The sequence below is a fragment of the Ruegeria sp. BC8 genome (assembly GCF_056535705.1).
The window spans coordinates 3,171,602-3,194,752 of the sequence record NZ_JBQFIV010000001.1 but is presented as its reverse complement, the minus strand read 5'-3'; the positions used below and the strand labels follow the sequence as shown (position 1 = coordinate 3,194,752).

14 protein-coding genes, 2 tRNA genes and 2 rRNA genes are annotated in these 23,151 nt (G+C 61.5%); 6 read left to right on the top strand and 12 right to left on the bottom strand.

The window, feature by feature from the left end; all coding sequences use genetic code 11:
• Positions 1-6 precede the first annotated feature (6 nt).
• From ACR3EK_RS16040 to katG, 5 genes are all read right to left on the bottom strand, one after another.
• Positions 7-2,831: ribosomal RNA gene (locus ACR3EK_RS16040) — 23S ribosomal RNA — on the bottom strand.
• A 487-nt stretch (positions 2,832-3,318) separates the two neighbouring features.
• A tRNA-Ile gene (locus tag ACR3EK_RS16035) sits at positions 3,319-3,395 on the bottom strand.
• 28 nt (positions 3,396-3,423) lie between these two features.
• Positions 3,424-3,499, bottom strand: a tRNA-Ala gene (locus ACR3EK_RS16030).
• 148 nt (positions 3,500-3,647) lie between these two features.
• Positions 3,648-5,106 (bottom strand): 16S ribosomal RNA (locus ACR3EK_RS16025).
• The 16S and 23S rRNA genes sit together here with 2 tRNA genes alongside, the layout of an rRNA operon.
• 689 nt (positions 5,107-5,795) lie before the next feature.
• Positions 5,796-8,003 (bottom strand): catalase/peroxidase HPI, encoded by a 2,208-nt coding sequence (katG, locus tag ACR3EK_RS16020; protein WP_480633887.1) that lies wholly within the window; start codon positions 8,001-8,003, stop codon positions 5,796-5,798.
• 304 nt (positions 8,004-8,307) lie between these two features.
• On the opposite strand from katG, the gene ACR3EK_RS16015 reads away from it, so the two are divergent.
• Positions 8,308-9,927, top strand: coding sequence for a GMC family oxidoreductase (locus ACR3EK_RS16015; protein ID WP_480633886.1), 1,620 nt, complete (start codon positions 8,308-8,310; stop codon positions 9,925-9,927).
• On the opposite strand, the gene ACR3EK_RS16010 is transcribed toward ACR3EK_RS16015, so the two are convergent.
• Positions 9,928-10,788: an SDR family oxidoreductase gene (locus ACR3EK_RS16010; RefSeq protein WP_480633885.1), complete on the bottom strand. Its 861-nt coding sequence runs from the start codon at positions 10,786-10,788 to the stop codon at positions 9,928-9,930. It lies immediately after the preceding gene.
• Positions 10,789-10,875: 87 nt separating this feature from the next.
• On the opposite strand from ACR3EK_RS16010, the gene ACR3EK_RS16005 reads away from it, so the two are divergent.
• Positions 10,876-11,511 carry a class I SAM-dependent DNA methyltransferase gene (locus ACR3EK_RS16005; RefSeq protein ID WP_480633884.1) on the top strand — a complete coding sequence of 212 codons (636 nt, stop codon included), beginning with the start codon at positions 10,876-10,878 and terminating at the stop codon, positions 11,509-11,511.
• A gap of 6 nt (positions 11,512-11,517) precedes the next feature.
• Here the strand turns inward: ACR3EK_RS16005 and ACR3EK_RS16000 are convergent, their stop codons facing one another.
• Genes ACR3EK_RS16000 through ACR3EK_RS15990 form a run of 3 tightly spaced genes read right to left on the bottom strand, consistent with a single transcriptional unit; the run spans position 11,518 to position 15,520 of the window.
• Positions 11,518-12,297 (bottom strand): carnitinyl-CoA dehydratase, encoded by a 780-nt coding sequence (locus ACR3EK_RS16000; protein WP_480633883.1) that lies wholly within the window; start codon positions 12,295-12,297, stop codon positions 11,518-11,520.
• Between the two features lie 2 nt (positions 12,298-12,299).
• Positions 12,300-14,357: an acetate--CoA ligase family protein gene (locus ACR3EK_RS15995; protein WP_480633882.1), complete on the bottom strand. Its 2,058-nt coding sequence runs from the start codon at positions 14,355-14,357 to the stop codon at positions 12,300-12,302.
• A gap of 2 nt (positions 14,358-14,359) precedes the next feature.
• On the bottom strand, positions 14,360-15,520 hold the full coding sequence (locus ACR3EK_RS15990; RefSeq protein WP_170360981.1) for an acyl-CoA dehydrogenase family protein: 1,161 nt from the start codon (positions 15,518-15,520) through the stop codon (positions 14,360-14,362).
• Between the two features lie 78 nt (positions 15,521-15,598).
• Here ACR3EK_RS15990 and ACR3EK_RS15985 point away from each other — a divergent pair, with 78 nt between their 5' ends.
• Positions 15,599-16,546 carry a GlxA family transcriptional regulator gene (locus ACR3EK_RS15985; protein WP_480633881.1) on the top strand — a complete coding sequence of 316 codons (948 nt, stop codon included), beginning with the start codon at positions 15,599-15,601 and terminating at the stop codon, positions 16,544-16,546.
• Here ACR3EK_RS15985 and ACR3EK_RS15980 read toward each other — a convergent pair.
• Positions 16,543-17,532: a sterol desaturase family protein gene (locus ACR3EK_RS15980; protein WP_480633880.1), complete on the bottom strand. Its 990-nt coding sequence runs from the start codon at positions 17,530-17,532 to the stop codon at positions 16,543-16,545. The genes ACR3EK_RS15985 and ACR3EK_RS15980 overlap by 4 nt on opposite strands.
• Positions 17,533-17,543: 11 nt before the next feature.
• Complete coding sequence (locus tag ACR3EK_RS15975; RefSeq protein WP_480633879.1) at positions 17,544-18,299, bottom strand: class II aldolase and adducin N-terminal domain-containing protein; 756 nt, start codon at positions 18,297-18,299, stop codon at positions 17,544-17,546.
• Between the two features lie 115 nt (positions 18,300-18,414).
• Between ACR3EK_RS15975 and ACR3EK_RS15970 the strand changes: the two genes are divergently transcribed.
• Positions 18,415-19,299 (top strand): LysR family transcriptional regulator, encoded by an 885-nt coding sequence (locus ACR3EK_RS15970; protein ID WP_480633878.1) that lies wholly within the window; start codon positions 18,415-18,417, stop codon positions 19,297-19,299.
• Positions 19,300-19,302: 3 nt separating this feature from the next.
• Here ACR3EK_RS15970 and ACR3EK_RS15965 read toward each other — a convergent pair whose 3' ends face one another.
• On the bottom strand, positions 19,303-19,728 hold the full coding sequence (locus tag ACR3EK_RS15965; RefSeq protein ID WP_480633877.1) for a VOC family protein: 426 nt from the start codon (positions 19,726-19,728) through the stop codon (positions 19,303-19,305).
• A gap of 127 nt (positions 19,729-19,855) precedes the next feature.
• Between ACR3EK_RS15965 and ade the strand changes: the two genes are divergently transcribed.
• On the top strand, positions 19,856-21,658 hold the full coding sequence (gene ade, locus ACR3EK_RS15960) for an adenine deaminase (protein ID WP_480633876.1): 1,803 nt from the start codon (positions 19,856-19,858) through the stop codon (positions 21,656-21,658).
• Entirely contained in the window at positions 21,655-23,118 is a 1,464-nt protein-coding gene (locus ACR3EK_RS15955) for an AMP nucleosidase (RefSeq protein ID WP_480633875.1), read from the top strand. The genes ade and ACR3EK_RS15955 overlap by 4 nt, the downstream gene beginning before the upstream one ends.
• Positions 23,119-23,151: the final 33 nt, after the last annotated feature.

Below are 23,151 nucleotides of genomic sequence, written 5' to 3'. Positions count from 1 at the left end.
CTGGATCAAATCAAGCCTATCGGGCGATTAGTACCGGTCAACTGAACGCATTGCTGCGCTTACATCTCCGGCCTATTGACGTGGTGGTCTTCCACGGCCCTCAGGGAGACCTTGTTTTGAGGGGGGCTTCCCGCTTAGATGCCTTCAGCGGTTATCCTGTCCGATCATAGCTACCCTGCACTGCCGTTGGCACGACAACAGGTCCACCAGTGGATCGTTCACCCCGGTCCTCTCGTACTAGGGGCAACTCCTCTCAAGTCTCCTACACCCACGGCAGATAGGGACCGAACTGTCTCACGACGTTCTAAACCCAGCTCACGTACCTCTTTAAACGGCGAACAGCCGTACCCTTGGGACCTGCTCCAGCCCCAGGATGAGATGAGCCGACATCGAGGTGCCAAACACTGCCGTCGATATGGACTCTTGGGCAGTATCAGCCTGTTATCCCCGGCGTACCTTTTATCCGTTGAGCGATGGCCCTTCCACTCGGGACCACCGGATCACTATGGCCGTCTTTCGACTCTGCTCGACTTGTCAGTCTCGCAGTCAGGCTGGCTTCTGCCATTGCACTCAACGAGCGATTTCCGACCGCTCTGAGCCAACCTTCGCGCGCCTCCGTTACGCTTTAGGAGGCGACCGCCCCAGTCAAACTACCCGCCACGCAGGGTCCCGGATCCGGATAACGGACCGCGGTTAGACATCAAGAATGCAAAGGGTGGTATCTCAAGGGAGGCTCCACAGGAACTGGCGTCCCTGCTTCGAAGCCTACCACCTATCCTGCACATTGCAGTCCTGATGCCAGTGCGAAGCTGTAGTAAAGGTGCACGGGGTCTTTCCGTCTAACCGCGGGAAGCCTGCATCTTGACAGGCAATTCAATTTCGCTGAGTCGATGTTGGAGACAGCGGGGAAGTCGTTACGCCATTCGTGCAGGTCGGAACTTACCCGACAAGGAATTTCGCTACCTTAGGACCGTTATAGTTACGGCCGCCGTTTACCTGGGCTTCAATTCAAGGCTCTCACCTCTCCTTTTAACCTTCAGGCACCGGGCAGGCGTCAGACCCTATACGTCGTCTTGCGACTTCGCAGAGCCCTGTGTTTTTAATAAACAGTCGCCACCCCCTGGTTTGTGCCCCCAGCCCCTAGTTGCCTAGGAACCGGGCCTCCTTCTCGCGAACTTACGGAGGTATTTTGCCGAGTTCCTTCAACATCGTTCTCTCAAGCGCCTTGGTATGCTCTACCAGTCCACCTGTGTCGGTTTAGGGTACGGTCTGATGGAGGGCTATTTCCAGGAACCACTCAGCAGCCCAATCAATCCGATAAGATTGAACTACACCTGTGATCCGTCACATCCTCCTGGCCTAGGAATATTAACCTAGTTCCCATCGCCTACGCCTTTCGGCCTCGGCTTAGGGGCCGGCTTACCCTGCTCAGATTAGCTTTAAGCAGGAACCCTTGGACTTTCGGCGAGTGTCTCTCACACTCTTTGTCGCTACTCATGTCATCATTCTCACTAGTGATCTCTCCACCGGATCCCTCACAGGCCGGCTTCATCGAAAGATCCTCGCCTCCAATATCCCCGAAGGGATCAAGGAGGCATGGATCTATGTCACACTACGCTCTGCTACCATGCCTTACGGCATCCTAAGCTTCGGCTCATGGCTTGAGCCCCGTTACATCTTCGCCGCAGGACAACTTGTTTAGACCAGTGAGCTGTTACGCTATCTTTAAAGGATGGCTGCTTCTAAGCCAACCTCCTGGTTGTTTTGGTCGTCCCACCTGCTTTCCCACTTAGCCATGAATTGGGGGCCTTAGCTGTAGGTCAGGGTTGTTTCCCTCTCCACTACGGACGTTAGCATCCGCAGTGTGTCTGCCATCTAGTACTCCCGGGTATTCGGAGTTTGGTTAGGATCAGTAAGCCTGTGGGGCCCCATTACCCATCCAGTGCTCTACCCCCCGGGGTATTCGGATGACGCTCTACCTAAATAGATTTCGCAGAGAACCAGCTATCTCCGAGTTTGATTGGCCTTTCACCCCTAGGCACAGCTCATCCCGATCCTTTTCAACGGATGTGGGTTCGGTCCTCCAGTGCGTGTTACCGCACCTTCAACCTGGCCATGCCTAGATCACTCGGTTTCGGGTCTGATCCCACGAACTCATACGCCCTATTAAGACTCGCTTTCGCTACGCCTACACCTAACGGCTTAAGCTTGCTCGTGAGACCAAGTCGATGACCCATTATACAAAAGGTACGCCGTCAGCTCGCTAGGAGCCTCCGACTGATTGTAGGCGTTCGGTTTCAGGTACTGTTTCACTCCCCTCGTCGGGGTGCTTTTCACCTTTCCCTCACGGTACTGGTTCGCTATCGGTCAGCAAGGAGTACTTAGCCTTCGAAGGTGGTCCTCCGATCTTCAGACAGAATTTCACGTGTTCCGCCCTACTTAATACGTCCGTCAAAGCTTCGAATACGGGGCTGTCACCCGCTATGGCCATGCTTCCCAACATGTTCTTCTCACTTATCCGGCTCGGCTGGTCCCCGTTCGCTCGCCGCTACTAGGGGAGTATCAATTGATTTCCTTTCCTCCGGGTACTTAGATGTTTCAGTTCCCCGGGTTTGCCCTTAAAACCCTATGTATTCAGGTCTTAAGTACCTGTTTAAATCCGTTGTAACATTGCAGAGCAATTTACAACGAACTTTCAGGTGGGTTGCCCCATTCAGAGATCCATGGATCAAAGCTTATTCTCAGCTCCCCATGGCTTATCGCAGAGTATCACGTCTTTCATCGCCTCTTGCTGCCAAGGCATTCACCAAACGCCCTTCTCGCGCTTGATTTGATCCAGAAAGAGAAAGACTTGATATTGGCACTACCGCCTATTCGGCTACTTGAGTGCGTTTGACCGCACACAACCAAAGCTGCGCTAGTAATCAAATCAATCGCGACCGCCCAGCTGGTAACTAAAGGCGATCTTTCTTCTGAACCAAAAGCATACTTTCCCGCCTTCCATCCTGGAACCCGCGCTGCCGATGTCGGTCGGCCCCGCACGGAGAATGGAAGACATGCATGATCGTCAGATCATGCGGGTTAGTGTACTTGACTTGGACAACTCTGTTCGTTTCAGCCGCGATAGCCGTGGACAGGCGAGGAAACACCCGTGTCACAACCCGCTCACCCGAAGATGAGAACGACTGAGATCAACGCCACACTCGGCGCCAATCAAACAGTGTTGATTGATTTCTCTCTTAACGATGTCAAAGGATACGTCCAATCGGACGGCTGAACACTCAAACAAGTGCTCAACGATCTGATCGAAGCGAGGAATGGTGGGTCGAGGAGGACTTGAACCTCCGACCTCACGCTTATCAGGCGTGCGCTCTAACCACCTGAGCTACCGACCCATCTCTCAATAGGGCCGACTGCAAATCATGGTGGAGCCTAGGAGGATCGAACTCCTGACCTCCTGAATGCAAATCAGGCGCTCTCCCAGCTGAGCTAAGGCCCCTTGCCGGATCCAGCACCAATCGCAGGATCCATCTGTCTGAAGAGATATGAGGACGGCTCGGTCCTTGAGTTTGACCAACTTTGTTTGTTGATCTTCTGCTAAGTGTATCACGAGATCTGAGAACAGATCTAACTAGATACATCCTTAGAAAGGAGGTGATCCAGCCGCAGGTTCCCCTACGGCTACCTTGTTACGACTTCACCCCAGTCGCTGATCCTACCGTGGTCCGCTGCCTCCAAAAGGTTGGCGCACGGCCGTCGGGTAGAACCAACTCCCATGGTGTGACGGGCGGTGTGTACAAGGCCCGGGAACGTATTCACCGCGTCATGCTGTTACGCGATTACTAGCGATTCCGACTTCATGGGGTCGAGTTGCAGACCCCAATCCGAACTGAGACAGCTTTTTGGGATTAACCCATTGTCACTGCCATTGTAGCACGTGTGTAGCCCAACCCGTAAGGGCCATGAGGACTTGACGTCATCCACACCTTCCTCCCGCTTATCACGGGCAGTTTCCTTAGAGTGCCCAGCCGAACTGCTGGCAACTAAGGACGTGGGTTGCGCTCGTTGCCGGACTTAACCGAACATCTCACGACACGAGCTGACGACAGCCATGCAGCACCTGTCACTAGGTCACCGAAGTGAAAGACCCATCTCTGGGACGGTCCTAGGATGTCAAGGGTTGGTAAGGTTCTGCGCGTTGCTTCGAATTAAACCACATGCTCCACCGCTTGTGCGGGCCCCGTCAATTCCTTTGAGTTTTAATCTTGCGACCGTACTCCCCAGGCGGAATGCTTAATCCGTTAGGTGTGTCACCGAATAGCATGCTACCCGACGACTGGCATTCATCGTTTACGGTGTGGACTACCAGGGTATCTAATCCTGTTTGCTCCCCACACTTTCGCACCTCAGCGTCAGTATCGAGCCAGTGAGCCGCCTTCGCCACTGGTGTTCCTCCGAATATCTACGAATTTCACCTCTACACTCGGAATTCCACTCACCTCTCTCGAACTCTAGACCGATAGTTTTGGAGGCCGTTCCGGGGTTGAGCCCGGGATTTCACCCCCAACTTTCCGATCCGCCTACGTGCGCTTTACGCCCAGTAATTCCGAACAACGCTAACCCCCTCCGTATTACCGCGGCTGCTGGCACGGAGTTAGCCGGGGTTTCTTTACCTGCTACCGTCATTATCTTCACAGGCGAAAGAGCTTTACGACCCTAGGGCCTTCATCACTCACGCGGCATGGCTGGATCAGGGTTGCCCCCATTGTCCAAGATTCCCACTGCTGCCTCCCGTAGGAGTCTGGGCCGTGTCTCAGTCCCAGTGTTGCTGATCATCCTCTAAAACCAGCTATAGATCGTAGGCTTGGTAGGCCATTACCCCACCAACTACCTAATCTAACGCGGGCTAATCCAAAGGCGATAAATCTTTCCCCCGAAGGGCACATACGGTATTACTCTCCGTTTCCAGAGGCTATTCCGTACCTTTGGGCATATTCCCACGCGTTACTAACCCGTCCGCCGCTCGCCCCGAAAGGCGCGCTCGACTTGCATGTGTTAGGCCTGCCGCCAGCGTTCGTTCTGAGCCAGGATCAAACTCTCAAGTTGAAAGGCTATTGCTAACCTATCCTTGACGTTCGAACCTCTGCACATCTCATCTGGTGGCTAAACCAGATGAAGTCATCTGTTTGATGTACACAGATCTCCTAAGAAATCAGTGAACCACTCAAACAGTGAAGCTGACACTCTATCATCGGGCCGAAACCCTAAGAGCGCGATATACAGACATTCAATCCGTCGAAACGAACCAAACCGCCCACATATCTCTTCAGTATCCAGCAATGTCAAAGAACATAACACCAAGAGCCAAAAACCAGACCGTTGCGCCAATAAATCAGCGCGCCCGCCTAAACCCTAACTCAAGATGCCCCCGGTCTCTCCCAGGCGTCTCAACCGTCTTTCCAGTCCGTCAGGCCGTCACTCCGACCAACCAACACCGCCTCAGCAGCGCCGGTGAAGGGGTATTTACGGATTAGGTCCGGGACCTGCAACCCCCATTTTGAAAAAACTTCGCAATTCTCGGCGGAATCTTTCATGTGTTAATAAAAACAATAGGTTAGCTTAATAACTCCCACGATATTCCCCATTTTTGCGGTTTGCGTCGGCCATTTTTCAGGGTCCCTCTGCGCGGTGCGGGTGGAATCGTGGCCGCGCGTCTTGGCAAGACCAGGACTCGGACACGACAAACGCCGCCACGGTTTCCCGTGACGGCGCTGATCATTGGACCTGTTCCGCCCTCAAGTCAGGTCGAAGCGGTCCGCGTTCATCACCTTGGTCCACGCCGATACGAAGTCACCGACAAATTTGGCGTCGGCATCTTTCTGGCCGTAAACCTCGGCCAGAGCCCGGAGTTGTGAGTTGGAACCGAATACCAGGTCCACCCGGGTTCCGGTCCACTTCACCTCACCCGAAGCCCGATCCCGGCCTTCATACACTCCATTGGCGTCTGCCGCCGGTTTCCATTCGGTGCCCATGTCCAGCAGATTGACAAAGAAGTCATTGCTCAGAACCCCGACCCGGTCTGTCAGGACGCCATGCGCCGTACCACCGAAATTCGCACCGAGAACGCGCATACCGCCGACCAGGACGGTCATCTCGGGTGCCGACAGGGTCAACAGTTGCGCCTTGTCCACCAGCAACTCTTCAGGAGACACGCTGTACTCCTTGCGCTGGTAATTCCGGAACCCATCCGCGATCGGTTCAAGCGGGGCGAAGGATTCAGCATCGGTCTGGTCCTGCGTGGCATCCGTACGGCCGGGCACAAAGGGAACATCGATGTCGTGCCCGGCGGCCTTGGCGGCCTTTTCGATCGCCGCAACGCCGCCCAGAACGATTACATCCGCAAGCGAAACCTTCTTGTTGCCAGACTGCGCGGCATTGAACTCGGCTTGCACCGCCGCAAGAGCGTCCAGCGCCTTGGACAGTTTCTCGGGCTCGTTGACGTCCCAGTCCTTCTGGGGCGCAAGCCGGATGCGGGCACCATTGGCGCCACCGCGTTTGTCCGAGCCGCGGAAGGTTGAAGCCGAGGCCCATGCCGTCGCGACCAGTTCCGACACCGACAGGCCACAAGCCAGCAGCCGGGCTTTCAGGTCGGCCACGTCCGCGGCATCGATCAGATCATGGTCCACCGCCGGCACGTTGTCCTGCCAGATGAGCTCTTCGGCTGGCGCCTCGGGACCGATGTAGCGCGCCTTTGGCCCCATATCGCGATGGGTCAGCTTGAACCACGCGCGAGCGAAGGCGTCGGCGAACTCGTCGGGGTTTTCGTGGAACCGCTTCGAGATCGGCCCATAGATCGGATCCATGCGCATCGCCATGTCGGCGGTGGTCATCATCGTCTTGACCTTTTTCGACGGATCATGCGCAGCTGGTGCCATGTCCTCTTCCTTGACGCCGACCGGCTCCCAGATCCACGCTCCGGCAGGGCTTTTGGTCAGGTTCCAGTCATAACCGAACAGAAGGTCGAAATAGCCATTGTCCCACTTGATCGGGTTCGCGGTCCAGGCGCCCTCGATTCCGCTGGTCGTGGTATCGTCACCCTTGCCTGTGCCGAATTTGTTGATCCAGCCAAAGCCCATCTCTTCGATCGGCGCGGCCTCGGGTTCGGGGCCGACCAGCGCCGGGTCCCCGGCACCATGCGCCTTGCCGAATGTGTGGCCACCGGCAACCAGTGCGACGGTCTCTTCATCGTTCATTGCCATCCGGGCAAAGGTGTCGCGAATGTCACGGCCCGAGGCCAGCACGTCCGGCTCTCCGTCCGGGCCTTCGGGGTTCACATAGATCAGGCCCATCTGCACGGCGGCCAGCGGATCTTCCAGATCGCGCTCGCCCGAGTAGCGGCTGTGCGGGTTTTCGGTCGGGGCCAGCCATTCGGTCTCGGCACCCCAATAGATGTCCTCCTCGGGCGCCCAGATATCTTCCCGGCCGCCGGCAAAGCCGAAGGTCTTGCCGCCCATCGATTCAATGGCGCAGTTGCCGGCCAGAATCATCAGGTCGGCCCACGAAATCTGGTTGCCGTACTTCTGCTTGATCGGCCACAGCAGACGACGGGCCTTGTCGAGGTTGCCGTTGTCCGGCCAGCTGTTGAGCGGCGCGAACCGCTGGTTCCCGGTCGAGGCGCCGCCCCGCCCGTCAGCCGTCCGGTAGGTGCCGGCGCTGTGCCAGGCCATGCGGATGAACAGACCGCCATAATGGCCGTAATCCGCCGGCCACCAATCCTGCGAATCCGTCATCAGGTCATACAAGTCCTGTTTCAACGCGTCATAGTCGATCTTCTTGAACGCGTCGGCATAGTTGAAATCGGCCCCCAGCGGATTCCCGGCCGGCTGGTGCTGGTGCAGGATCGCCAGGTTCAGCTGGTTGGGCCACCAGTCCCGGTTCGATCGGGTTCCGGCGCCGTGCATGATGGGGCATTTGCCCGTGTTGGGGTTGTCGCTTCCGTCCATCTCAATCTCCGATCCTGGCTGGTGTCAGTCTGTTTGCGAGGCAACCGTGCGTATGGCACGTCAAAAAGGGGCGGACCGCAGTCCGCTTGAATACGCCGAGTCATAGCAAATCCCAGCCATGAGAAAAAATTTTGTTTTCGGATTGATTTGATAGCTATTGATTATGGCTCTGCCATGATCTTTCAAACCGATCCCCATTCACATGACGCGGCGTTCCCCGCCGCCCCGATTGCGTTTTGCCGCCGGTGCTTCAAACTGCGGGCCGTGACGCGCGACACCGCGCGGGCCACAGGGGAGGATCGCCATGCAATTCGACTACGTCATCGTCGGCGGAGGGTCCGCGGGATGCGTGCTGGCCAACCGTCTAAGCGCCAATCCGGGCACGCGGGTCTGCCTGCTCGAGGCGGGCGGGGGCGGCAACAGCATTCTGGTGCGGATGCCTGCCGCTGTGGTTGCCATGCTACCGGGGCGACCCAAGATCAACAACTGGGCCTTTGAAACGGTGCCGCAACCGGGGTTGAACGGGCGAAAGGGCTATCAGCCGCGTGGCCGGGCCCTGGGCGGGTCCAGCGCGATCAACGCAATGCTCTATGTGCGCGGGCAGCGGCAGGATTATGACGGCTGGGCCGATCTGGGCTGCGAGGGCTGGGACTGGGACAGCGTTCTGCCCTATTTCAAACGGTCCGAGAACAACGAACGCGGCGCGGATGACCTGCATGGCGCCGACGGCCCGCTTCAGGTGTCCGACCAGAAAGAAGAACGCCCGATCACGCGCGCCTTCGTCAAGGCCGCCGCCCAGTTGCAACACAAGGTGACCGACGATTTCAATCGTGGCGACAACGAAGGCGCGGGGCTGTACCAGGTCACCCAGTTCCATGACCCCGCCAAAAACGGCGAGCGGTGCTCGGCCGCCGCAGCCTATCTGTTTCCAGTCATGGACCGGCCCAACCTGACGGTCATCACCGGGGCGCAGGCGCGCGAGATCACCTTTGACGGCCACCGCGCCACGGGCGTGATTTATCGCCAGGGCGGCAAAGGCGCCGATCTCACCGTCACCGCCACGCGCGAGGTTCTGGTCTGCTCGGGCGCGCTGAAATCGCCGCAACTGCTGCAGCTGTCGGGCATCGGCGACCCCGAGGACCTGAGCCCGCATGGAATCGCCGTCCGCCACGCGCTGCCGGGCGTGGGCAAGAACCTGCAAGATCACCTGGATTTCATCCTGGCCTACAAGACAAAGGACACAGACAATTTCGGCATCGGCGCCGCCGGTACGGTGGGGCTGGTCAAACACCTTTTGCGGTGGCGCAAGACCGGTGCGTCGATGGCGGCCACCCCCTTTGCGGAAGGCGCGGCCTTTCTGAAGACCTCTCCCGATCTGGACCGCCCCGACATCCAACTGCATTTCACCATCGCGCTGGTGGATGACCACGCGCGCAAACTGCACCTGGGCTACGGGTTCAGCTGCCATATCTGCAAACTGCGCCCCGAAAGCCGCGGCACCGTTTCGCTGCACAGCGCCGACCCCTTTGCCGCCCCGGCGATCGACCCGGCCTTTCTGTCCGACCCGCGCGATCTGGACACGATGATCAAGGGCGCGCGGATGACGCGCGAAATCCTCGAGGCACCGGCCCTCGCCAAATACCGCCACAAGGAAATGTTCGGCACCGACACCGCCCGGACCGACCCGGATTGGGAAGGCCATATCCGCGCGCGGGACGATACGATCTATCACCCCGTGGGCACCTGCAAGATGGGGGTGGACGATTTGGCAGTGGTCGATCCGCAGCTGCGCGTGCGTGGGCTGCAGGGGCTGCGGGTGGTCGATGCCTCGGTCATGCCGACGCTGGTCTCGGGCAACACCAACGCCCCCACGATCATGATCGCGGAAAAGGCCGCCGACATGATCCTGGCGGATGTGGTCTGATCAGTCGCCGTTCAACGTCTGATCCGCGTGCAGCGCCTCAAGGCCCACGCGGTAGTTGGGATATTTCAACGTCACGCCCAGATCGGTCTTGATCCGGTCGTTCCGAACGCGCTTATTCTCGTTGTAGAAACTGCGGGCCATCGGCGTCAGGTCGGCCGTGTCGAAATCCACCGCAGGCGGCAGCGGCAGGCCCTGAAGCTGCGCGGCATAGCCGATCACGTCCTGCGGCGGCACCGGTTCGTCGTCGCAGACATTGTAGATCGCGCCCGGATCGGGACGGCGCATCGACGCCTCGAGCACCTGCGCGATGTCTTCGACATGAATGCGCGAAAACACCTGCCCCGGCTTGATGATCCGCCGCAGCCCGCCTTTCTTCAGCTTGGAAAACGGCCCCCGCCCCGGCCCGTAGATGCCCGCAAGGCGAAAGATGTGCAGCGGCAGGCCGGGGATCGCGGCCCAGTCCTGCTCGGCCTGCAACCGCCAGCGCCCGCGCTCGGCCGTCGGCGTCGCCGGGGTGGTTTCATCGACCCAGTTCCCCTGGTGGTCGCCATAGACGGCGGTGGTCGACAGGTACCCGACCCAGTCGAACTGCCCGGCGCGGGCAGCGATCTCATCCCGCAGGGCGGCCAGAACCGGATCTCCCTTGGCCGTGGGCGCGGTCGAAATCAGCAGATGCGTGACCCCGTCCAGATCGGGGGCCTCGCCTGGCCAGACCAGCGGTTCGGCTCCGGCGGCGCGGATGGCGTCCTTCTCGGCGGCATCGCGGGTGGTTCCGACGATGCGCCAACCCTTGGGGGCCAGCCGGCGCGACAGGGCGCGGGCGGTATAGCCGTGCCCGAATGAAAAAAGCGTTCCAGTCATGGTCCCTTGATGATCGCGCCGCGGGCGGGATGCAAGCGCCGGATGGCCGCACTTGATTCGAATCCCCGCCTGCGCCTTCATGGTGTCATGAGTGATGACAAACCCAGCCTGCACGCGGCCTATGCGCTGAAAACTCCGGCAGACAACAAACGGCTCTATGCCGAATGGGCCGGAGATTACGATCGCGGATTCGCCGCGCGCGAGGATTACCAGCTGCATATTCACACCGCCCGCGCTTTTGTCGGCGCAGGGGGACAGGGTCCGGTGCTGGATGTGGGCGCGGGAACCGGCCTGTGCGGCGCGGTTCTGGCCGATCTGGGCGTGGGGCCGATCGATGCCACCGACATCAGCGCCGAGATGCTGGACAAGGCGATGCGCAAGGACATCTACCGCGACGCGATCGAGGCCGACCTGAACGAGGGCATCCCCGTTCCGCGCGACAGTTATTCGGGCATCGTGTCGTCGGGCACCTTCACCCACGGCCATCTAGGCCCCGAGGTTCTGCCCGCCCTGCTGCGGGTGGCCCGGCCCGGGGCGCAATTCGCCCTGTCGATCAACGCCAAACACTTCGAGGCCCTGGGATTCGCAACCGCCTTCGACAATCTGCAGGCCGAGGACCGGATCGAACATCTGACCCTGGCCCCGGTTCGTATCTACGGCGATCTGGCCGCCGGCCCCAACAAGGACGACACCGCGCTGATCGCCCTGTTCGAGAAATCCTGATCCGACTCAGCGGCCTTTCCAGACCGGGTCGCGTTTCTCGGCAAAGGCGCGGGCGCCTTCCAGATTGTCCTCGGAGCCATAGAGAACATCGACCGTCCGCAGTTGCCGCTTGGTGATGCGGTTCATGATGTCCTGGAACTTGGAATCCTCGGCCTCGCGCACGATCTCCTTGATCGCGGCATAGACCAGCGGCGGGCCGCTGGCCAGCAGGCGCGCCAGCTCCCATGCCCGGTCCATCAACTGGTTGGCCGGGACGATCTCGTTCACCAAGCCCCAGCGGTGCGCTTCTTCGGCATCGAACCAGCGGCCGGTCAGCAGCAGTTCCATCGCAATGTGATAGGGGATGCGCTTGGGCAGTTTGACGCTGGCCGCATCCGCCACCGTGCCCGAACGGATTTCCGGCAGCGCAAAGGTGGCGTGATCGGCGGCCAGAATCATGTCGGCGCTCAGGGCCAGCTCCAGCCCGCCGCCACAGGCAATCCCGTTCACGGCGGCGATCACTGGCTTGTTCATGTCGCGCAGCTCCTGCAAACCGCCAAAACCGCCGACGCCGTAATCGCCATCCACCGCATCGCCCTCGGCCGCGGCCTTCAGGTCCCAGCCTGGGCAGAAGAACTTCTCGCCGCCCCCCGTCAGGATCGCCACGCGCAGGTCGGGGTCATCGCGAAAGTCGCGGAAGACCTCGCCCATCACCCGGCTGGTCGCCAAGTCGATCGCGTTCGCCTTGGGCCGGTCCAACGTGACCTGAAGGATTGCACCATCGCGGTAGGTTTTGATCGGGTTCATGGTCATGCCTTTCGGATCAGGGCATCAACGGCGACCACACTGTCGGCCACGCAGATGAGAGGGTTGATTTCAACTTCGTCCACGACCGCCGCGTTGGCAATGACGTAGTTCTGAACCGCCATGACCACCCGCACGACCGCATCGATATCCACGCCGGACTTGCCCCGATATCCTCTCAACACGGGCGCACAGGCCAGCTTGCCCAGCGCGTCGCGGACCGCAGACGGCGTGGACGGGATCAGGATCGAGGTCGAGTCGAGCAGGATCTCGGTCAGAACCCCACCCGCCCCAAGGGTCAGCACATAGCCATGCGCCGGGTCGCGGGTGACGCCGATCAACAGCTCGACAATCCCGGCCGGGGCCATTTCCTCGATCAGAACCTCATCGGTGCCGATTGATCTCGCGACCTCGGGCAGATCTTGTGCAGAAATGCCCAGCCGCACCGCGTCATGTTCGGATTTGTGCGCCAGGCCAACGCCTTTCACCGCAAAGGACCCGCTCAGACCGTCCATCGCCTTTTCCGCCCGATCCGCCCGCGCGACGACCGAGCGGGGAATCGGCACGCCGCAAGCGGCCAGTTCGGCCTTGGCCTGGGCCTCGGTCAGAGCGGTTGTGGCCGCATTGGCGGCGGGCAGCAGAACCGGCTCCTGCGGTTGGGGATGCGGGCGGGCCGCAGCGCGTGTCGCCGCCAGCGCCTCACGCAGCCCGGCAAAGGGCACGACACCGCCCGCCATCAACCGCTCGGCTACGTCCTCGGGCATCAGTTCCGGCAAGGTCGCGGCCACGGCAAAGGGACGACCGGTTTCGCTTGCGCAGGTCAACGCCGCACGGGTGGCGCAGTCCCAATCGGCGGCATCGGTGTGAGGGTAGTCAACGATCGAGATCGTCATCGCCACATGCGGCCCCGTCATCGCCGACCACGCCCGTGCCATCGCGTCAGCGTCGCGCCAGACATAGGTGTGGTAGTCCAGCGGATTGGCCAGCGCCACCATCGGCCCCAGCGCCGCGCGCAGGCCCGAGACCTGATCCGCGGTCAGCGGCGGAAAGTGCAGGCCGGATCCTTCGGCCATGTCGGCGGCCAAGCTGGCCTCGCCACCGGAACAGCTGATCGTCGCCACTCCGGTCCCGTCCAGCGGCCCGGTGACATGCAACAGCTTCAGTGTTTCCAGAAACTCGGGCACGTCGTTCAGCCGCGCGATTCCCAGCCGGTCCAGAAACGCCTGCGCCCCGGCATCGCCCCCCGCCAGCGAGGCGGTGTGCGAAATGGTGGCCGCCTGCGCCTGAGCTGACCGCCCCACCTTGAGGGTCACGATCGGTACGCCCCGGTCACGCGCCTTGGCCGCCAGCGCTTCCCATTTGCGTAGGTCGCCGAAGCCTTCGACATGCAGGCCGATGGCGGTGATCCGGTCATCATCCAGCAGCGCCATCGCGATTTCGGCCTGATGGGTTTGCGCCTGATTCCCGCAGGTCAGCATGAAGGCCAGTGGCAGCGCCCGGCGCTGCATGGTCATGTTGATGGCGATGTTCGAACTTTGTGTCAGGATCGCGACGCCCCGGTCCACCGGGCGCATCCCGTGCTGGTCGGGCCAGATCGCCACCCGGTCCAGACCGTTGACAAAGCCGTAACAGTTGGGTCCGAGGATCGGCATGTCCCCCGCTGCAGTTACAAGGCGCACCTGCAAGTCGGCCCCATCGGCGTCCTCGGCCTGCGCCTCGGTAAAGCCCGAGGCGAAACACACCGCCCCGCCCGCGCCGATGCGGGAAAGAACCTCGACCGCCTCGATGGTGGCGCGGCGATTGATGCCGACAAAGGCCGCGTCGGGCGCTTGGGGCAGGTCCTCGATCGTGGCAAAGACGCGCTCGCCCGCCACCTCGTCGGCCTTGGGATGCACCGGCCAGACCGGGCCGGTGAAACCCAGTTTCCGCACCTGCCGGATGACCTCGGCGCACCATGCGCCCCCGCCAATCACCGCCAGCGAGCGGAACCCTAGCATCCGCCTCAGCGCGGCGAGCTTTCCCGGCGCGAGCGCACCCGCCGCGCCGCTCAGGCCCGGCGTCATGTTCACGCCCCCAACGCGCGCAGAAGATCGCGGCTGATGATGTGGCGCTGGATCTCGCTGGTGCCGTCCCAGATCCGCTCGACCCGGGCATCGCGCCAGAAGCGTTCCAGCGGATAGTCGTCCATCAGGCCCATCCCGCCATGCACCTGGATCGCCGCATCGGTCACCCGCGCCAGCATTTCCGAGGCATAGAGCTTGGCCGAGGCGATCTCGCGGTTGGCGGGCAGGCCCTTGTCCAGCCGGTCGGCGGCGGCCAGGGTCAGCAGGTCGGCGGCGTCGATCTCGGTGATCATGTCGGCGATCTGAAAGCTGACGCCCTGAAACTTGCCGATCTTCTGGCCAAACTGTTCGCGGGTGGCGGCATAGTCCAGCGCATAGTCGAAGGCCCGGCGGGCGCGGCCCACGCACATGGCCGCCACGGTGATGCGAGTGGCATACAGCCAGGTGTTCATCACCTCGAACCCGCCATCGACCTCGCCCAGCACCTGCGCGTCGGGCAGGCGGCAGTCGTCGAAATCCAACACCATGTTCTTGTAACCGCGATGACTGACCGATTTGTAGCCGTCGCGGATGGTGAAGCCCGGCGTGCCGCGATCGACCAGAAAGGCGGTGATGCGCTTCTTGGGACCTTTCGGCGTCTGATCCTCGCCCGTGGCGATGAAGACGATGATGAAATCGGCATGTTCCGCGCCCGAGATGAAATGCTTGGTGCCGTTCACGACCCAATCGCCACCGTCACGCACGGCCGAGCATTTCATGCCCCGCACATCCGAACCCGCGCCCGGTTCGGTCATCGCCAGCGCGTCCATTTTCTCGCCGCGCACGGTGGGCATCAGATAGCGCTCGACCTGATCGCCCTGACAGGCCATCAGGATGTTCTGCGGCCGCCCGAAGAAATGGTTCAACGCCATCGACCCGCGCCCCAACTCGCGCTCGACCAGCGCGAATTCCAAGTGGTTCAGCCCGGCACAGCCCACGCTTTCGGGAAAGTTGCAGGCATAGAAGCCCAGCTCGATCGTCTTGCGCTTGATCTCGTCGGCGATCTCTTTCGGCACATCGCCGGAGCGCTCGACCAGCTCTTCGTGGGGATAGATCTCATTCTCCACAAAGCTGCGGACGGTCGAGACGATCATCTCCTGCTCGTCGGTCAGGCCATATTGCATCGCGGGTCTCCGGTTCCTGAGCGTGCGACAATCCTGACGCGGCTTGAGGTCTCAATAATGCAGAACTAGACTTCAATCATGCAGAGATGGACCAAATCACCCGCCGCACTGCAGCGATTCGGGGTACTTCTGTTCGACGGGTTCTCGAACCATTGCCTGGCCAATGCGGTCGAGCCGCTGCGCGCGGCCAACACGCTGTCGGGGCAGCGACTGTATGACTGGCAATTCCTGTCACTGGATCCAAGGCCGGTCACGTCGTCCTCAGGGTTGCAGGTGGCACCCCATGCGGCGCTTACGGATGCGGATGGGGATATGCTGCTGGTGATGCCCTCCTACGGGTTTCAGGCACATGGTGGTTGGCGCACCCAGGCGGGGTTGCGTGCGGCGACGCGGCGCTTTCGCACCCTCGCCGGGCTGGACACCGGCAGTTGGTTGTTGGCTCAGGCCGGATTGCTGAACGGCCACCGCGCCACGATCCATTGGGAGGAACTGACCGCGTTCACCGAGCGTTTCCCCGAAGTCGAGACCTGCCGCGAGCGCTATGTCATCGACGGTGACCGCATCACCTGCTCGGGCGCCATGGCCGCCTTTGATCTGGTGATGCACCTGATCGGGCAGGATCACGGTCAGGCGCTGGCATTGGAAGTCGCGCAGCTGTTCATGACGCGCGACTCCGCCCGGTCACATTCCGGCGGCGCAGGCTCGGCCAGTTCGCATGTCAACAAGGCGCTGGCACTGATGCAGGAAAATCTCGAGACCCCTCTGCCGATCCCCGAGATCGCCCGGCGCGTGGGACGGTCGCAAAAAGCACTGGAATCCCGGATGCGGGCGGACCTGGGGGCCGGGCCGGCCAAGGTCTATCGTCGGATGCGTCTGAACCTTGCGCGCAAGCTGGCCGCGGAAACCGACCTGAGTATCGCCGAAATCGCTCTGCGCGCGGGCTATGAAGACCCCAGCGCGCTGACCCGCGCCTTTCGGGCCGAGTTCGGTCTCAGTCCACGAGCCCTGCGCAGCCGGTCCGGCTAGGTATACATCTGTTTCTTGTAGGCCCGCGTCCGCGTCGTCGCCTCGGCCGACCCGTCGTGGTAGGTGCCGAACCACTTGTCGAACGGGATCTCGGACGTGCCGTAGTTGCACTCGAAATACCGGTGGTGCAGCTGGTGAAAGAAATCGCCTGCCCGCACAGCATCCGTGTCCCCTGCTTTCAGCTTTTCGAACCCCGAATGGGACAGGACCGGGCTGATCTGCTGGAAATAGACATGAAACAGCAGATGCAACGGGTTTGAGGGCACGATCAGGTGGATGAAATAGGTCGTGAAATACAGCAGATTCTCGTACCAGTGGTTCGAGATGCCCGACCACGGCCCAACATTGACGTTGCGGTGATGAACGGCGTGCACATGCTTGTACAGTTTCGGTTGATGCTCCAGCCGGTGCACCCAATAGAAATGCAGACCCGACCACATCGGAATGAACAGCATCCAGACCACGCACCAGACCGGCGCGCTGGCCCAAGTGACCGTTGGCGCATACCCGTTGGCCATCGCCCAGTAGATACCCCATTGATAGACGGTCGCCACCGTCATGGCGCTGCCCAGGGTCCACCAGATGTTGTCCCAGACCTGATTGCGGAAGGTGAAGGTTCCGTTGTCGCGGGTCAGGTCGCGGCGATCGAACTTTTTGTACATACCCTGCCCCTTGCGCATGTAGAGCCACCAATGCAGCCCACCCGCAACAAGGATCTGAGGCACCATGTTCAGCAGCCAGACGCGGAACATCCAGCCGGGCGCAAAGCTTTGCATCGCCTCGAGCGGCGGCAGGAACAGCACATAAGCAATCACGGCCAGCCCCATGCACAAGGTCAGCGCTGTGATCGGCAGCCACGCCCCGGAATACCATTTCAAAACGGCGATCGGGCGCGGTGGCCAACTGAACAAAGGGTTCAACGCAACAGGGTCAGACGGCCGATAGTGCCAGCGGGCGGCTTCGGGATCATGCGAGGCATCGGTCATGACAAAACCCTCTAGGTGGCGTGGTCCGAGCCTTCGGCATCCAGAACGGCCTTGATCTCGCGCAGATGCGCAGCGGCCTGATCGGGATAGTCGTCCAGTTCCTGCGCGGTCTTTTCCGCGATTTCATCCGACAGCACCCGCAATGGCTGGCCCGTCTGAAGGGCGCGGATATACGTCTCGGCGGCGCGCTCGAAATAATAGAGTCTATTGAAGGCATCTGCCGCATCGCTGCCGATCACCAGCACACCGTGGTTGCCCATGATCATGACTTTCTTGGCCGGGTCCTGCAGCATTGTCGCGCAACGCTCACCCTCGCTTTCAAAAGCCAAACCGCCGAATTCGTCATCAATGACATAGCGGTTGAAAAAGGTTGCGGTGTTCTGGTCGATCGGCGGCAGGTTGCTGTCGGCCAAGGAGGCCAGGACGGTGGCAAAAATCGAATGCACATGCATCACGCAACGCGCATGCGGGCATTTCCGGTGAATCGAACCATGCAGACCCCATGCGGTCGGGTCCGGTGCGCCCGGCTTGCGCATCGTGTCGGGATCGTTGGCATCCAGCAGCAGCAGGTCCGAGGCACGGATGCGCGCGAAATGCATCTGGTTCGGGTTCATCAGGAACTGCGTGCCATCCTCGTTCACCGCAAGGCTGAAGTGATTGGCCACCCCTTCATGCATGTTCAACCGCTCGGTCCAGCGGAAGGCGGCGGCCATGTCCACGCGCTCCTGCCAATGGTCGATATTCGGTTTCAGGCTGGTGACGGTCATCCGGGGGACTCCATTCGGCTTGTTCAGGTAGCTGGTGAAAACCGTGCCGGGCCGGGGCGCGGTTGACCAACGAAAAAAATGGCGCTTTGGCATTAGCTGAGCTTATGGTTGGATTATGAAACCCCGGAACCCGCTTCCCCCGCTTGGCTGGCTACGCACGTTCGAGGCCGCGGCCCGCCACCTGTCCTTCACCGGCGCGGCGCGCGATCTGAACATGACGCAAAGCGCGGTCAGCCAGCAGATCAAATCGCTCGAGGGCTATCTGGGCCAGCCTCTGTTTCACCGCCGCCCCCGCGCATTGGAACTGACCGAGGCGGGAATCACCTATCTGCCCGTGGTGCGCGAGGCGTTCCGGACGCTGGTGCGTGGCACCCAGGCCGTGACCGGGCAGCAGGAAAATACCGTCCAGGTGCAGTGCAACATCACCTTCTCGGTCAACTGGCTGGCCCCCCGCCTGCCCGCCTTCCGCGCGCTGCACCCCGATGTCCGCCTGAACATCTTCACCGAGTTGTGGGAGCCGCGCGAGATGGCCGAAGGCGCGGCGGTGGAAATCCGCTATTCCCTTCGCCCGGCCGACACGGTCCGAACCGAGCTTTTGCGCAGCGATCACTACTACCCCGTCTGCGCCCCCGACTATCTGGTCACACTGGAAAACCTTCAGCAGCAACCGCTGTACGACTGTTCGAATCTTCTGTCGAACTGGGCCAGCTGGGCCGAAGATCAGGGTCTAAACTGGGGCAATCCACCGATTGCCTATGCCACGACGTATATGGTCGGCCTGTCCGTCGCGATGGCCGGCGGCGGGCTTTGCCTGGCCCATGACACCATCGCAACGCGCCTCCTGGACGAAGGCCGTCTGATCGCACCGTTCGGGCATCGCGCGCCGATGCCCGAAGCCTATTACCTGCTGCTGTCGCCCCAGGCCGAGGAGACGCCGGGTGCCGTGGCTTTTGCCGAGTGGATCCGGGCGGAAATCGCGGCCGAGCAACACCGCATCTGACTTTCAGCCGTCCTTGGGGCGGCTGGCGACCCAGGCATAGCCGTTCTCGCACAGGATATAGGTCTCGCGCAGACCGTGGGGCTTGTCGGTCGGCTCCTGCAGCACGACCGCGCCTGCGGACCTTGCGCGCTCCGCCGCCTCGTCCGGGTCGGTGTCGTACAGGTGAATCTCGATCCCGCCACCGCGCGGGGGCGTTTCGGGAACCAGCCCCAGCAGCGGGTTGGAATGATAGGTGCCGTCCGAATGCAACTGAAACACCTGATCGCCATAAGTGACGATGGCAAAATCCGCCGTCACCTGATGGGACTTCAAGCAGAAAACAGTCTCCAAGAAGGCGCATTCCGCTGGAACGTCGCGCACCAGCAGGTTCAGCCCGATCCCGCGCAGGCTGCGGCCGAAACTGTCCGCATCGATGGTTTCATAATCCATGTCCCTACCAGACCCCGCATCGCGGCGCGGATCAAGCATTTGCTGCCCCGCGCCCAGTCGCATGACGGTTTCATGAAGGTGGCACGGCAGGGGTTGCACCTTCCGATGCATTCGGGAAAGTTGTGCCATGGAATACGCACCCTTCCCCTCTTGGCCCGACGTCGCCCCCCGCCTGATCGCCGTTGCCGCTGGCCGCGAAGCCGCCGACATGGTCATTCGCGGCGGGATCTGGATCAACGTGCACAGCCGCGAGGCGCTGCCCGATCACGCCATCGCCATCGCCGCCGGACGTGTGGCCTATGTCGGCCCTGACGCCAGCCATTGCATCGGCCCCGACACCCAGATCATCGAGGCCAAAGGCCGTTACATGATCCCCGGCCTGTGCGACGCGCATATGCACATCGAATCCGGCATGCTGACCCCGGCCGAGTTCGCGCGCGCGGTGATCCCGCATGGCACCACCTCGATGTTCACCGACCCGCATGAGATCGCCAATGTGCTGGGGCTGGACGGCGTGCGGATGATGCATGACGAGGCGCTGATGCAGCCGGTCAACATCTTCACCCAGATGCCGTCCTGCGCGCCCTCGGCGCCCGGGCTGGAAACCACGGGCTACGAGATCACCGCCGAAGACGTGGCCGAGGCGATGACCTGGCCCGGCATCATCGGGCTGGGCGAGATGATGAACTTTCCCGGTGTGATCAACTCCGATCCCAAGATGCTGGCCGAAATCGCCGCCACCCAGCGCGCGGGAAAGACGGTGGGCGGACACTATGCATCCCCTGATTTAGGGCCTGATTTTGCAGCCTATGTCGCCGGCGGCCCGGCGGATGACCACGAAGGCACCTGCGAGGCCGACGCCATTGCCCGCGTGCGGCAGGGGATGCGGTCGATGATGCGGCTGGGCTCGGCCTGGTATGACGTGGAAAGCCAGATCACCGCCGTCACCGAAAAGGGGCTGGACCCGCGCAACTTCATCCTGTGCACCGATGACTGCCACTCGGGCACGCTGGTGAACGAGGGTCACATGAACCGCGTCGTGCGCCATGCCATCGCCTGTGGGTGCGACCCGCTGATCGCCCTGCAGATGGCCACGATCAACACCGCCACCCATTTCGGGCTGGAGCGCGAGATCGGATCGATCACGCCGGGCCGCCGGGCGGACGTGATCCTCAGTTCGGACCTGACCGAACTGCCGATCGAGATGGTCGTAGCGCGCGGACAGGTGGTGGCCGAAAATGGCGCGATCACGGTGGATTGCCCGCATTACGACTGGCCCGACCGGGCACGCAACACGGTGCATCTGGGCCATGCCATGACCGCCGCCGATTTCGAGATCCCCGCGCCAAACGGCGCCAACCGCGTTTGCGCCAACGTGATCGGCGTGGTCGAGAACCAGGCCCCTACCCAGGCGCTGAAGGCCGAGCTGCCGATCATCGGCGGGCTGGTCGAGGGCGAAGGTGACGTCTGCCAGATCGCGCTGGTCGAACGGCACCGGGGCACGGGCGGCGTCACCAACGCATTCGTGTCGGGCTTTGGCTATCAGGGCCGAATGGCCATGGCCTCGACCGTGGCGCATGACAGCCACCACATGATCGTGGTCGGCACCGACCGCGAGCAAATGGCGCTGGCCGCCAATCGTCTGGCCGAAGTGGGCGGCGGCATCACCATCTTCCGTGATGGCGAAGAGCTGGCGCTGGTCGAACTGCCCATTGCGGGCCTGATGTCCGACAGCCCTGCCGCGGACGTCGCGGCCAAGGCGCAGAAGATGGTCGAGGCGATGCAGGCCTGCGGCTGCCAGTTGAACAACGCCTATATGCAGCACTCGCTGCTGGCCCTTGTCGTCATCCCCGAACTGCGGATATCCGATCTGGGACTGGTGGATGTCCGCACATTCGAAAAAATTGACCTTCTGGAACCCCTCGCATGACAAAAATAACAACGCCCGACCCACGGGACCCCGAGATTTTCACCGATGCCGCCGCGGCCGTTGCCCGGCTGGAAGAGCTGTACAACGAGGCCACCGCCTTTCTGTGCGACAGCTTTGCCGAGGCCATGGAAAGCGGCACGCCCAAGGTCCGTTACAGAGCCTATTACCCGGAAATTCGTATCCGTACGGCGTCCTACGCGCATGTGGACAGCCGCCTGAGCTTTGGTCACGTGTCCGAGCCGGGGGTTCATGCCACCACGGTGACCCGGCCGGATCTGTTCCGGTCCTACCTCACGCAGCAGATCGCGCTGCTGATCAAGAACCACAACCAGCCGGTGACCATCGGCCCCTCGACCACGCCGATGCCGGTGCATTTCGCCGTGGCCGGCAACCCCGATCTGGTGGTGCCGCATCAGGGAGCGGCCGGGTTCACCCTGCGCGACGTGTTCGACGTGCCCGACCTGACCACCACCAATGACGACATCGTCAACGGTGTGCACGAACCGCAGGATGGCGTCGGCCCGCTGGCCTTGTTCACCGCCCAGCGCATCGACTATTCGCTGGCCCGGCTAGCCCACTATACCGCCACCGATCCGGACCATTTCCAGAACCACGTTCTGTTCACCAACTACCAGTTCTACGTCTCGGAATTCGAAAACTACTCCCGCGCGCAACTGGCCGACCCCGACAGCGGCTATACCAGTTTCGTCTCGACCGGGAATGTCGAGATCACCGACCCCGACGCGCCGCTGGAACAGCCGCTGAAACTGCCGCAGATGCCGACCTATCACCTGAAACGCGCCGACGGGTCGGGGATCACGCTGGTCAATATCGGCGTCGGGCCATCGAACGCCAAGACCGCCACCGACCACATCGCGGTGCTGCGCCCACATGCCTGGCTGATGGTCGGCCACTGCGCGGGGCTGCGCAACACGCAGGCCCTGGGGGATTTCGTGCTGGCCCATGCCTATCTGCGCGAAGACAAGGTGCTGGATGACGATCTGCCCGTCTGGGTGCCGATCCCGCCGCTGGCCGAAGTTCAGGTCGCGCTGGAACGCGCCGTAGCCGAAGTGACCGAGCTGGAAGGCTATGAGCTGAAGCGGATCATGCGCACCGGCACGGTGGCTTCGGTCGACAACCGTAACTGGGAACTGCGCGACCAATCCGGCCCGGTGCAACGGCTGAGCCAGTCGCGCGCCATCGCGCTGGATATGGAAAGCGCCACGATCGCCGCAAACGGCTATCGGTTCCGTGTGCCCTACGGCACCTTGCTGTGCGTATCCGACAAACCGTTGCATGGCGAATTGAAGTTGCCCGGCATGGCGTCCGAGTTCTATACAACTCAGGTCAGCCGCCATCTGGCGATTGGAATCCGGGCGATGGAACACCTGCGAGGGATGCCGCTGGAACGTTTGCACAGCCGGAAATTGCGCTCGTTCGACGAAACGGCCTTCCTCTGACGCAAAAAAGCAACGAAATCCCCATATTTTTTG